11 protein-coding genes are annotated in these 12,526 nt (G+C 72.8%); 3 read left to right on the forward strand and 8 right to left on the reverse strand.

All coding sequences use genetic code 11. The features are described from left to right. Positions 1-627 (reverse strand): ACT domain-containing protein (locus ACI379_RS09945; RefSeq protein WP_439791920.1); only part of this gene is annotated, 627 nt, incomplete at its 3' end. 109 nt (positions 628-736) lie between these two features. On the opposite strand from ACI379_RS09945, the gene ACI379_RS09950 reads away from it, so the two are divergent. Both ACI379_RS09950 and ACI379_RS09955 read left to right on the forward strand, forming a co-directional pair. Continuing rightward, on the forward strand, positions 737-2,329 hold the full coding sequence (locus ACI379_RS09950) for an ArnT family glycosyltransferase (RefSeq protein WP_439791921.1): 1,593 nt from the start codon (positions 737-739) through the stop codon (positions 2,327-2,329). 81 nt (positions 2,330-2,410) lie between these two features. Continuing rightward, positions 2,411-3,349 (forward strand): polysaccharide deacetylase family protein, encoded by a 939-nt coding sequence (locus tag ACI379_RS09955; RefSeq protein WP_439791922.1) that lies wholly within the window; start codon positions 2,411-2,413, stop codon positions 3,347-3,349. A gap of 302 nt (positions 3,350-3,651) precedes the next feature. Here ACI379_RS09955 and groL read toward each other — a convergent pair whose 3' ends face one another. From groL to ACI379_RS09970, 3 genes are all read right to left on the reverse strand, one after another. Beyond that, the gene (gene groL / locus ACI379_RS09960) at positions 3,652-5,277 is read right to left on the reverse strand and encodes a chaperonin GroEL (protein WP_439791923.1); all 1,626 of its coding nucleotides are present in this window, start codon (positions 5,275-5,277) and stop codon (positions 3,652-3,654) included. Positions 5,278-5,412: 135 nt separating this feature from the next. After that, positions 5,413-5,706 (reverse strand): co-chaperone GroES, encoded by a 294-nt coding sequence (gene groES / locus ACI379_RS09965; protein ID WP_439791924.1) that lies wholly within the window; start codon positions 5,704-5,706, stop codon positions 5,413-5,415. Between the two features lie 183 nt (positions 5,707-5,889). Continuing rightward, the gene (locus ACI379_RS09970) at positions 5,890-6,900 is read right to left on the reverse strand and encodes a hypothetical protein (protein ID WP_439791925.1); all 1,011 of its coding nucleotides are present in this window, start codon (positions 6,898-6,900) and stop codon (positions 5,890-5,892) included. A 66-nt stretch (positions 6,901-6,966) separates the two neighbouring features. Here ACI379_RS09970 and ACI379_RS09975 point away from each other — a divergent pair, with 66 nt between their 5' ends. Continuing rightward, the gene (locus ACI379_RS09975; RefSeq protein ID WP_439791926.1) at positions 6,967-8,151 is read left to right on the forward strand and encodes a class I SAM-dependent methyltransferase; all 1,185 of its coding nucleotides are present in this window, start codon (positions 6,967-6,969) and stop codon (positions 8,149-8,151) included. Between the two features lie 19 nt (positions 8,152-8,170). On the opposite strand, the gene ACI379_RS09980 is transcribed toward ACI379_RS09975, so the two are convergent. The 4 genes from ACI379_RS09980 to ACI379_RS09995 all read right to left on the reverse strand — a co-directional run bounded on the left by ACI379_RS09980 (position 8,171) and on the right by ACI379_RS09995 (position 12,489). Next, positions 8,171-9,835, reverse strand: coding sequence for a glycoside hydrolase family 3 protein (locus ACI379_RS09980; protein ID WP_439791927.1), 1,665 nt, complete (start codon positions 9,833-9,835; stop codon positions 8,171-8,173). Positions 9,836-9,959: 124 nt separating this feature from the next. Further along, positions 9,960-10,610 carry a hypothetical protein gene (locus tag ACI379_RS09985; protein WP_439791928.1) on the reverse strand — a complete coding sequence of 217 codons (651 nt, stop codon included), beginning with the start codon at positions 10,608-10,610 and terminating at the stop codon, positions 9,960-9,962. A 149-nt stretch (positions 10,611-10,759) separates the two neighbouring features. Continuing rightward, positions 10,760-11,374, reverse strand: coding sequence for an MBL fold metallo-hydrolase (locus ACI379_RS09990; RefSeq protein WP_439791929.1), 615 nt, complete (start codon positions 11,372-11,374; stop codon positions 10,760-10,762). Next, a complete protein-coding gene (locus ACI379_RS09995; RefSeq protein WP_439791930.1) occupies positions 11,371-12,489 on the reverse strand; it encodes an S-(hydroxymethyl)mycothiol dehydrogenase in 1,119 nt (372 codons plus the stop codon). The genes ACI379_RS09990 and ACI379_RS09995 overlap by 4 nt, the downstream gene beginning before the upstream one ends. Between the last annotated feature and the right edge of the window lie 37 nt (positions 12,490-12,526).

The raw sequence follows: 12,526 nt of genomic DNA on the forward strand, positions 1-12,526 counted from the left end.
GGCCAGGACCGCGCGGGCCACCGGCGTCTCCTCGACCACGGCGGTCACCGAGTGCGACGAGGCCACGAACGTCGGCACCACGCCGGTCCCGAGACGACGTCCCACCTGCGGGTCCTGCCAGCTGTGCTTGCGCGAGGTCATCACGTCGGAGACGAGCTCGGCCATGGCCGTGCCACGGGCGTGCTCGGTCGCGGTGAAGGGGGCACGACGGTGGATCTGCACCAGGACGTCAGCGACCACGAGCTCCATCTGGTCGTACCGCCCCTGGACGGTGTCCTGGGGCTCCGCCTCGGCGTCGAAGAGCTGCGCGACCACCTCGGGGAACCGTGCCGGCTGCGCCACGATCGAGCGCGCCGCCTGCACGAACCTCGTGGGCTGGTCGACCAGTGCGCCCTCACTGCACGGGTTGCCCCCGATGAAGCTGGCACCCGAGCGCTCCAGCAGCGGAGCGATCTCCAGGGTGCTCCAGCCGCGTGGCACCGCGATCACCAGCTCGTCGGTGACGGCGTCCACCCCGGGGAACACCTGGAACCCGAGGATGTTGACCCCGGCCTCCCCGCACTCCTGCGCGAGCCGCGCCAGGGCACCGGGGCGGTCGGGCATCGTGATCCTGACCTTCCACAACATCTCAGGTTCCTCCGTCCTGCGGTGGCTGCCTTTCCGCCACGACCTAGACTCAGCCTGCGCCGCCGGTGTTGCCGAACCGCGGCGGTTCCGTTTCAGCGACGTGAACACCGTGAGGGGGCGGTTCTCGATGGCGGGCAACCGCTTGCTGTGGGTTGTTGCTGCCCTGGCCGTGGTGGGCCGTTTCCCCGCCCTGCTGTGGCCCCTGCGACCGGACGAGGCAGGGTTCCTCCTGGTGGCCCGGGCCTGGGCGCCGACCGCGGACTCCGTCTTCGGGCCGTACTTCGTGGACCGGCCACCGACGATGATCGCCGTCGTCTGGCTGGCCGACCTGGTCGGCGGTGCGTACTTCCTGCGCGTGGTCGGCGCCCTGGCGTGCGCCCTGTCGGTGCTCCTGGTCGGCTGGATCGCGGCCGAGGTCGTACGCCACCTGCCGGACCCACCTGAACGGCCGTCGCGCTGGGTCGTCCTCGGCCCCGCCCTGTTCACGGCGTTCGTGATGGCTTCGCCGCAGATCGACAGCATCGCCACCAAGGGTGAGCTCCTCGGGGTGCCGGTCCTCCTGGCCACCTGCCTGCTGGCGCTGCGCGCCCTGCGCACGGAGTCGGCGTGGCTGGCCTGCGGCGCCGGCCTGTGCGCGGTCTTCGCCGTCGGGCTCAAGCAGAGCCTGGTCGGCGGCCTGGTCTTCGGCACCGTGCTGCTGGTGGGCGCCAAGGTCGCCGGGCGCCTGTCCTGGCCGTCGCTGGGACGGCTCACCCTCGCCGCGGCAGCGGGCGGCCTCGTGCCCGTCGTGGGGACGGTCGTGTGGGCACTGGCGGCCGGGGTCTCGCTGAACGAGCTCTGGTACGTGGTGGTCGGGTTCCGCTCCGACGCCTCGGCCGTGATCATGGCGTCCGACTCGAGCGTCGCGGAGTCGCGTGCCGACGCACTGCTGCTGTCGTTCTTCGCCACCGGCATGGGGCTGGCCGCGCTGTGGTTCGTGGTCCGCCTGCCCGCGACCCTCCGGGTGCTGGGCGTCGTGACCGTCGCGGCGGGCGCCATGCTCGCCGGGGACCTGGCCGGCATCGTCATCAGCGGCAGCTACTGGCGCCCGTACCTCTTCGTCCCCGTCCCGCCGCTCGCGGTCGCCCTCGTCACCGCGTTCGTCGCCACCCACGCCCTCCCCCCTCGCGCCGGCGCCGGTCGCGGGTGGGTCGCGTGGGGCGAGCGAACGGTGGTGGCGCTGACCTGCCTGAGCACCGTGCTGTCCACGGCAGGCTGGCTGGAGATCTGGTCGCAGGGCAGCCCGCCGCGCGAGTACACCCTGGGGCGCGCGATCGGCGCCGTCTCCCAGCCGGGCGACACCCTGACCGTCTACGGAGGCCGGCCCGACGTGCAGTGGGCCAGCGGCCTCGACTCGCCGTACACGCACCTGTGGTCGCTGCCGATGCGCACCCTGGACCCCGACCGTTCCGAGCTGCGTGGCCTGATGGAGGGCGACGACGCCCCGACCTGGTTCGTCGGTGCCGTGCCCCTGACGTCGTGGAGCGACGACGGCGTCGAGGATCTGCAGGAGACCCTCGAGGAGAGGTACGCCTACGTCGGCACCTTCTGCGGCGAGTTCACCGTGTACCGCCTCCGTACGGCCCCCGCCACCGACGCCCTGGACCCGGACTGCTCGTCCAGCTGGCGACGCACTGTCCTGGACGCCGCGCCCGCCGGGTAGCCTCACCGCGCCGGACGACGGCAGCCAAGCACCCCGGCCCTGGCGGGACCCGTCGGGTGAGCCCACCTGGAGGAGACGACGTTGGCCCCACACGCACGGCACCGCCGCACCACCGCGGCGGCCGGGGTGGCGACGCTCGTGGCGGGTCTTCTCGTGGTCGGTGCGCAGGCGTCCCGCGCTGCCGACGTCGCCGCTCCGGCGCTCCGGCAGGCGCCGTACGGTGTGACCGAGCTGCTGCTCCCGGTACCGGCCACCACGAGCACCGCCCCGGGCTGGGACGTCCGGGCGCCTCGACTCCTGTCGCTGGCCGCCGGCGACCCGGCGCGGGTGGCCGCAGCCCTCGAGCGGACCCTCGGCCCACCGCGTGCGAGCACCCCGAACCTGACCCGCCGGCGCGCCGCCGAGCGGGCGCGGCGCACGAAGCCCGTCGAACGCACCCGAGCGCCCAGGGAGACGGATCGCCCCCGGACGGGACGGCGCGTTGGCCCCAGGGTCGCCTACCTGACCTTCGACGACGGGCCCAGCGCGTACACGCCGCAGGTCCTGCGGATCCTGACCCGGCACGGGGCCACCGCCACCTTCTTCGTCCTCGGCGCGAACGCCCAGGAACGTCCGGCCGCGTTGCGGGCCATCCGCCGTCAGGGCAGCGCGGTGGGCAACCACACGTGGGGGCACCCGCTGCTGACCCGACTGCCCGACCGGGCCGTACGCCGCCAGCTGCACATCGACGTGCCGACCTCGTGCTTCCGACCTCCGTACGGCGGCACGAACCGCCGCGTGGTCCGGCTGGCGCGCAAGCAGGGGTTGCGGCAGGTGCTGTGGACGGCCGACAGCCGCGACTGGGAGAAGCCGGGCCGGCGTGCGATCCGCCGCAAGGCCCTGCGCGACCTGCACCCGGGATCGATCATCCTCATGCACGACGGCGGCGGCGACCGGTCCCAGACCGTCGCGGCGCTCCCGGGTCTGCTGAAGACGCTTGCCGAGCGCGGGTACGCCGTACGCGCCCTCCCCGGCTGCTGAGGCCCCGGCGCCCTCCCCGAGCGTCCCCTGCAAGCCCCCCCCTGAGCGCCCCCGCTCGGGCAACGGGGCGACGGCCCAGTTGGGGTCGGCGGGAGAGGTTCCCGAGGCCCGAGAACCTCTCCCACTGACCCCAACGTGTGGGCAGGCTCTCCCAGGCTCCCCAACGTGGGTCAGATGACCCAATTTGGGGTCGGTGGGAGAGGGTGCCCACACGCACGAAGGCCCGCCCCGGGCGTACCCGGGGCGGGCCTCGTGCTGCGGCCGGACGGACCGGCTGCGGTCAGCTCAGCTGACGGAGTGGGTCAGTGGCCGTGGCCGTGACCGTGCCCGTGACCGCCAGCCTCGGGCTCCTCCTCCACCGGCTTGTCGACGACCAGCGTCTCGGTCGTGAGCAGCATGCCCGCGATCGAGGTGGCGTTGACCAGCGCGGAGCGGGTGACCTTGACCGGGTCGAGGACGCCCTGGGCGACCAGGTCGCCGTACTCGCCGGTGGCGGCGTTGTAGCCGTGACCGGGGCCGCCCTCGCGCACCTTGGTGGTCACGACGTAGCCGTTCTCGCCACCGTTCTCGGCGATCCAGCGCAGCGGCTCGACGACGGAGTTGCGGACCACGCGGACACCGACGGCCTCGTCACCGGTGAGGCCGAGGTCGTCGGCCAGCACGGCGGAGGCGTGGATGATCGCGGAGCCACCGCCGGCGACGATGCCCTCCTCGATCGCGGCGCGCGTCGCGGAGACGGCGTCCTCGATGCGGTGCTTCTTCTCCTTGAGCTCCACCTCGGTGGCGGCGCCGACCTTGATCACGCAGACGCCGCCGGCGAGCTTGGCGAGGCGCTCGGAGAGCTTCTCGCGGTCCCAGTCGGAGTCGGTGTTCTCGATCTCGGCCTTGATCTGGTTGACGCGACCCTCGACGGCGCCGGCCTCGCCCGCGCCCTCGACGATGGTCGTGGCGTCCTTGGTCACCACGATGCGACGTGCGCGACCGAGCGACTCCAGACCGATCTGGTCGAGCTTGAGGCCGACCTCGGGAGCGACGACCTCGCCGCCGGTGAGGATCGCGATGTCCTGCATCATCGCCTTGCGGCGGTCACCGAAGGCCGGGGACTTGACCGCGACGGCGTTGAACGTGCCCTTGATCTTGTTGACCACCAGCACCGACAGGGCCTCGCCGTCGACGTCCTCGGCGAGGATGAACAGCGGCTTGCCGGTCTGGATGACCTTCTCCAGGACCGGGAGCAGCTCCTGGACGGAGCTGATCTTGCCCTGGTGCAGGAGGATGTACGGGTCGTCGAGGACGGCCTCCATCGACTCCGGGTCGGTGACGAAGTACGCCGAGATGTAGCCCTTGTCGAACTGCATGCCCTCGGTGAACTCGAGCTCGGTGCCCATGGTGTTGGACTCCTCGACGGTGATGACGCCGTCCTTGCCGACCTTGTCGAACGCCTCGGCGAGCAGGTCGCCGATGTGGCTGTCGCGGCTGGAGATCGTGGCGACCGACGCCATGTCCTCGACGGACTCAACCTCGCGGGCAGCCTCGCGCAGCGCGTTGCCGACGGCCTCGGCGGCGGCGTCCATGCCGCGCTTGAGGCCCATCGGGTTGGTGCCGGCGGCCACGGCGCGCAGGCCCTCGTGGACCATCGCCTGGGCCAGCACGGTGGCGGTGGTGGTGCCGTCACCGGCGACGTCGTTGGTCTTGGTGGCGACCTCCTTGGTGAGCTGGGCACCGAGGTTCTCGAACGGGTCGTCCAGCTCGACCTCACGCGCGACGGTCACGCCGTCGTTGGTGATCGTGGGGGCGCCCCACTTCTTGTCGAGGACGACGTAGCGGCCCTTGGGGCCGAGCGTCACCTTGACGGCGTTGGCGAGAGCGTCAACGCCGCGCTCGAGGGAGCGACGAGCGTTCTCGTCGAACTCGAGGATCTTTGCCATAAGTCTGTGCTCCTAGAAGAGAAAGTGGCCCTGGCCAAATGGCGCCCGCCCGGCAAGGCGGGGAGCCCGCAGACGACCTCTGAGCGAAGCGGATCGTCAAGGGCTCCCGACGCCGCCGGGCGGGATGCCAGTTGGTCAGGAGACGATGGCGAGGACGTCGCGGGCGGAGAGGATCAGGTACTCGCCACCGGAGTACTTGACCTCGGTGCCGCCGTACTTGCTGTAGATGACCTTGTCGCCCACGGCGACGTCCACGGGGACGCGGTTGCCGTTGTCGTCGACGCGACCGGGGCCGACCGCGACGACCTCACCCTCCTGGGGCTTCTCCTTCGCGGTGTCCGGGATGACCAGGCCGGAGGCCGTGGTCTGCTCGGCGTCGAGAGGCTTGACGACGATGCGGTCCTCGAGGGGCTTGATGTTGACCGACACGATCAACCTCCACTTTCTCTGACGAGATCTGGTGGGAGCGGGACGCTCCCGGGACGTATGCGCTTGTCCCTGACGCACGCCGTCGCGGGGGTCGTGCACCTGTCGCAAGCGATTGGCACACTCATGAGGAGAGTGCCAGTCCAGACGTTAGCACTCCCCCCAATCGAGTGCCAACGAGGATCGTCAGTCGTACAGACGTACCCGCCAGGTCAGCCGCTCGCGCCGCCGTTCCCCGGCCGTGTCCTGGGCCCACGCCGTACGGCGCGCCTCCAGCTCGCCGCGCGCATCGGGCGGGAAGACCAGCACGGCCGAGCTCTGGCGACCCGGGGCCCCGTCGAGGACCTCCGTGGGAGGCTGCCCACCCAGCGAGTAGGAGGGTGCCCCTTCCCCCTCGAGGAGCAGGTTGCCCCCGCCGTCCCGCGCCGAGCTGCCCACGTGGGTGGTCACCGTGACGACCGTCCACGACTCGCCCGGCGGCGCCCACCCGACGGGCTGGTACCAGGGTGTGGACAGGACCTCTGCGTGGCAGGTCGTGGTGGAGGACCACTCCACCGGGCGCCCGATCCCCGGCTGTCCGCAGTCGAGCGCGTACCGCCCGTTGCTGAGGCCGCGCCCGCCGTACAGCGCCGTGGCGTCTCCCCGCTCCCCGCCGTCGGTCAGGTCGCCCGGGTCGACCTCCTGGGTCACCCCGTCGAACTCCACCTGCAGGGTGGCCCCGTCGATCTCGTGGGAGCCCACCTCCGCGTCGACGGCGACCCACGCGGTGCCGAAGTACTCCAACGGTCCGCCGTCCTCGCCGTCCGGCCTGAGCAGCGCCTCGTCGATCGGGTACTCGCGCTCCCCCACGACCAGCGAGACCGAAGGGGCCGGCTGGGTCTCCTGGTCGGTGACCGACGCCCCCGTCGTCGAGTGGAAGTCCCACTGCCATCCCACCGGCAGCACCGCGCCGTCCTTCGGCGCACGGTCGTAGGCGTCGTCGTGGACGGGGAGCTCGTCGACGCCCTGTCCCACGGTGAAGTCGATACGTCCGGTCGGCAGCGCGACCCACCCGTGCCGTCCGCCGGCGTGCGGCTGGGCGGCGGCGCCGGTGACGACGGCACCGACCGGCATCCGCTCGCCCGCCCCGGTGACCTCCGACGTGCACCCGGCGGTCGCGAGCAGCAGGGCGGACACGGCGACCAGTGGGCGTCTCATGGGTCTGATGCTCCCCCGCCAGCGGGGCGGCAAACGGCGCGGGCGGCGGGCTGACACGATGTGCCCGTGGACCTGGAGACCTTCGAGTGGCTGTTGACCGCGCCCGGGCAGGAGCTGCTGCGGATCGCCGCGGAGGCGTACGCCGACCACGACGGGGACCCGGTGCGCGCCGCGAGCGCCGTACGACGCACCGAGCCGGACGCGGAGCGGGCCGCGGCCGCGCTGACCCAGGTGAGCCTGCGGGTGAAGGGGGTGGCCAAGTTCGGGCCGGAGGCGGTCCAGATGTACTTCACCCCCGACGCCCTCGAGCAGGCCACCCGGCTGCGCGTCGCGACCCACCGTGCGTCGCGGCTGGCGGCGTACGCCCCGAGCAGCGTCGTCGACCTCGGCTGCTCGATCGGGGGCGACCTCATCGCCTTCGCCCGCGCCGGGCTGACGGCCGCCGGCGTGGACCTCGACCCGGTCCGGGTGGCCATCGCGCGCGCCAACCTCGCGGCGCTCGGGCTGCCGGGGGCCACGATGGTCGCCGACGCCACGACCCTCGACCTGGCCCCGTTCGGCGTCGCCTTCGCCGACCCGGCCCGGCGCAGCGGGCGTGGGCGCACGTTCAACGTGGACGACTGGACGCCGCCGTGGTCGTTCGTGGAGCGGCTGCAGCAGGGCGCCTCGGTGGTCAAGGTGGCCCCGGGGATCCCGCACGACCTGGTGGCGCCGGGCGTCGAGGGCGAGTGGGTCTCCGACGACGGAGCCCTCAAGGAGGCCGTCCTGTGGTCCGGCCCGCTGGCCACCGCGGCCCGGCGCGCCACCGTGATCGGCGACGGCGGGCTCGCCTCGATCACCGACGAGGACGACCCCTACACCGGCGCCCCGCGGCCGGTCTCCGACCTCGGCGGCTACCTGTACGAACCGGACGACGCCGTCATCCGCGCCGGCCTGGTCACCGCGGTCGCCGCCGGTGTCGACGGCGGCCTGCTGGACGAGCACATCGCGTGGGTGACCTCGACCTCGGCGTTCCGGACCCCGTTCGCCCGGTCCTACCGGGTGCTGGAGGAGGTGCCGTACCGCGAGAAGGGCCTGCGGGCGGCCCTGCGCGAACGCGGCGTCGGGGTCCTGGCCATCAAGACCCGTGGCGTCGACGTGGTCCCCGAGCAGCTGCGGCGTCGGCTGTCGCTGAAGGGCGACAACAGCGCCACCCTGGTCCTCACCCGGATCGCCGGGCAGGGCCGGGCGCTGCTCGTCGAACCTCTCTGAGCCTGGGCGACCCGGCGCCTCAGCACCCCTGACGCGGTACGCCGGGGACGCGTACGGGCAGCCGTCCGGGCGCGCGCTCGCGGCCGCGCAGCACGGCGACGAGGGCCGCCATCGCGCCCGGCGTGACGCCGTACGTGGCGATGCGCACTCTGGCCCGGGACGCACCGAGCACGTACGGACGGTCGGTGGCCACCAGCACGTCGGTACGGCGCGGAGGACCGCCGGAGCCCACCAGGGTGACGGTGGTGGCGCCACGACGCCGGGCCTTGGGCGCACGGGGAGACAGCACCCTCAGCCCGTCCCGCTGCGCAGCGGCGCGGAAGGCGGCGACGGCCGCCGGATCGCCCGCGGCCACCACCCGACGGGCGGTGAGCCGGCCGCGGCACGGCCCGGCCACGACGGTGAGGGCGGCGGCGGAGTACGCGCGCGACTCCTGGCGCGAGGAGCCCGGCCGGGACCCTGCGAGTCCGCTCGCCGACTGGTGGAGCAGGAGCGCGACCTGGCGGGCGGCAGCGCGGGCCAGCGTCTGACGGTCGAGGGAACCCCCGCGGACGGCCGCCACCAGGCCGTCGCGGGCCCGGCGCGGCGAGGACGGCATGAGCAGCACGTCGTTGCCGGCCCTGATGGCCCGCACGGCGATCCGTTCGGGAGTACGCCCCGCGGCCACCCCGGCCATGGAGAGCGAGTCGGTGACCACGAGGCCCTCGAACCCGAGCTCCTCGCGCAGCAGACCGGTCACGACCTTCCGCGACAGCGACGCCGGCACACCGGCGTCCACCGCCCGTACGTCGAGGTGGCCGGTCATCACCGCGCTCGCGCCGGCCTGCACCGCGTGCCGGAAGGGCACCAGGTCCGTACGGCGCAGCTGCGCCAGGCTCCGGCGCTGGACGGGGAGGGTGTGGTGGCTGTCCGCGGTCACCGAGCCGTGGCCCGGGAAGTGCTTGAGCACGCCCACCACGCCGGCCTCGGCGAGCCCGGCGGAGGCCGCCGTCGTCGCGAAGGCAGCGGTGCCGGGGCGGTCGGAGGCGGACCGGGAGCCGATGACCGGGTCGGCGGGGCCGCGCGTGACGTCGGCGACCGGCGCGAACGTCGTGGTGAACCCGAGGTGGCGCAACTCCAGCCCGCTCGCGCGGTACGCGGCCGTGGTCACCGCGTCGTCCTGGGCCGCTCCCGCCGTCATGAAGGTGGGGAACCGGGTCGCCTCCCCCCGCACGCGCTCCACCAGCCCACCCTCCTGGTCGACGCCGATCAGCAGCGGCCACTCCCGGTCGTCGGCGCGCTGCAGCCGACGGTTGACGCGACGGATCTGGTCCGTGGAGGTGATGTTCGCGCCGAAGGCGATCACTCCCCCGAGGTGGAGCCGTTCCACGATCTCGGTCGGGGCCTCGGTCCCGCTCCAGCTGGCCACGATGACCTGCCCGGCGAGCTGGCGCACCGTCAGCCCGCCGACGAGCTCCGCGGCGCGTTCCAGCTCGTCCTCGGTCGGCCCCCACCCGGGCCTCAGGCCGAGGCGGCGCGCGGCAGACGGGTCCGCGGCGGGCTGGCGGGTGGCGCTCGCGGTCCGCGCCCGCTCGGGGGCGGCGGTGGCCCGGTCGCCGTCGTGGCCACCCACGGACGAGCACCCCGTAGCCAGCAGGCACAGGGTGAGCGCGCCGATGGCGCGGGAGGTCAGGGGGCCGGGCACGCCGCGCATTCTGCCCGACGCAGCCACCGCGGCGCAGGCAGCGCACCGGACCAGCGCCCGGGCACGGCGAAGCGGCCCGCCCCGAGCGTGTCGGGACGGGCCGCGTCTGGTGGAGCGTGGTGCGTCAGGCGGTGGCAGCTGCCTGCTTCGCGTGGCGCAGACCCAGCAGGCCCAGCAGGAGCATCACCAGTGCGCCGATGAAGGCGGCGAGGGCGGCGATGCCGGCGATGGTGCCGATGGTGGCGAACGCGTAGCCGTAGAGGAGCAGACCGCGCAGGGTGTTGCCCTTGAACAGGCTCTCGCTGCGGAAGGTGTTGACGGCCGCGACCGCCTCGGTCCGGACCTCGTCGCTCAGGCTCTCGTCAGCCTCGATGGCCTTGGCCACGCCACCTGCTGCCTCGTAGGTCAGGGGGAGCTCCCAGGTCGAGGTGTCGACGCCCATCTCCTCGACGGTCGCCTGCAGGCCGTACGAGCCGCCCTTCATGTGGGCGAGGATGTAGTGGTCCGCGTACGCACGGGCCGCCGGCCCGTTGTCGAGGGTCTCACCCGCGAAGGGCTCCAGCGCCTCGGCGTCCTCCTTGGAGATGGCGCCCGACTCGAGCTGCGCGTCGATGCCCTCCTGGGTCGGCATGGTGATGTCCTGGGCGGCGAACTGCTCCTCCACCTGGGCTCCGATGAACATGTTGGCCCAGGTGAGCAGGCCTCCGGCGACGACGAGGACGACCGCGAGAATGAGGCCGGTCCACGAGATCAGCTTGTCGAGTGTGGCACGCATGATGTCCCTCCATCTCGGCGACCGGACCACCCGGTCTGTCGAGCAAGAGCAACGTTAGGGACGCCGATGGGAGCGCGTCCACGCGGTGGGACCATCGGCATCGATGTCGTGACCTTGTGCCGCCGAACGGGACTTCCGGCGGCGGAAAGTCAGGGCCCTTCGACCCCTGCGCGCTCGGCCTCGATCGTGGTACTGGACCCGTGTCCGGTGTGCACGACGGTGTCCCCGGGCAGCGCCATGAGGCGCGTCCGGATCGACTCCACGATCACGTCGTGGTCGCTGTACGAACGCCCGGTCGCGCCCGGCCCACCCTCGAACAGCGTGTCACCGGTGAAGACGACACCCAGGTCGGGGGCGTACAGGCAGACCGCGCCCGGGGCGTGGCCGGGCGTGTGCAGGACCTGCAGCGTCGTGCCGCCCACGCTGATCTCCTGGCCGTCGGACAGGTCGACGTCCCAGGGCTCGTCGGTGTGGGTCAGCTCCCACAGCGGCCGGTCGTCAGGGTGCAGCAGGATCGGCGCACCGACCCGCTCCCGCAGGGCGGGTGCCACCCGTACGTGGTCGTCGTGGGCGTGCGTGCACACGATCGCCCTGACCGTACGCCCGGCCACGACCTCCAGGATCGCGTCCACGTCGTGCGGGGCGTCGATGACCACCACCTCCGAGTCGTCGCCGACGACCCAGACATTGTTGTCCACGTCGAACGTCTCGCCGTCGAGCGAGAAGGTGCCGGTGACCACGCCGTGGTCGACGCGAGCGCTCACGCGTCACCGTCCAGGATGACCACGGAGCGCAGCACCTCGCCGCGGTGCATCTTGTCGAAGGCGGCCTCGACCTGGTCGAGCGCGATCTCCTCGGAGACGAAGGCGTCGAGGTCGAGCCGGCCCTGCTGGTACAGGTCGGTCAGCATCGGGAAGTCCCGGCTCGGCAGGCAGTCGCCGTACCAGGAGGACTTGAGGGATCCGCCGCGCCCGAACACGTCGATGAGCGGGATGTCGGGCACCTTCATGTCGGGGGTGGGGACGCCCACCAGCACCACGGTCCCGGCCAGGTCGCGGGCGTAGAAGGCCTGCTTCCAGGTCTCGGGGCGTCCGACGGCGTCGATCACGACGTCAGCGCCCTCGGCGCCGTTGGCCCCGCAGATCTCCCGGACCGCCTCGACGGGGTCGGTCATGCGGGAGTTGACGATGTGGGTGGCGCCCATCTCCTTGGCCCACTCCAGCTTGGCCTCGTCGACGTCCACCGCGATCACCTTGGCAGCGCCGGCCAGCACCGAGCCGACGATGGCGGCCATGCCGACGCCGCCGCAGCCGATCACGGCAACGGTGTCACCGCGACCCACGTTGCCGGTGTTGATCGCCGCGCCGAGACCGGCCATCACGCCGCAGCCGAGGAGGCCGACGGCGGCCGCACGTGCCGCGGGGTCGACCTTGGTGCACTGCCCCGCGGCGACCAGGGTCTTCTCGGCGAAGGCTCCGATGCCCAGGGCGGGCGAGAGCTCGGTCCCCGCGTGCTCGCCCTCGGCCAGCGTCATCTTCTGGGTGGCGTTGTGGGTGGCGAAGCAGTACTGGGGCTCGCCACGGTCGCAGGCGCGACAGCTGCCGCACACGGCACGCCAGTTGAGCACCACGAAGTCGCCGGGCTCGAGGTCACGGACGCCCTCGCCGACCGACTCCACGACGCCGGCGGCCTCGTGGCCCAGCAGGAACGGGAACTCGTCGTTGATGCCGCCCTCGCGGTAGTGCAGGTCGGTGTGGCACACTCCGCAGGCCTGGACCTTCACCACCGCCTCGCCCGGACCGGGGTCGGGGACGTTGATGGTCTCGATCGTCACCGGTGCGCCCTTGGCCAGGGCCACGACCGCCTTCACCTGCTGCATTCGACCTGCTCCTTCGTACCTCGTGCCTCGGGAACGC

Origin of the sequence: Nocardioides sp., assembly GCF_051876515.1 — a bacterium.
In the GTDB taxonomy this organism is placed as follows: Bacteria; Actinomycetota; Actinomycetes; order Propionibacteriales; family Nocardioidaceae; genus Nocardioides.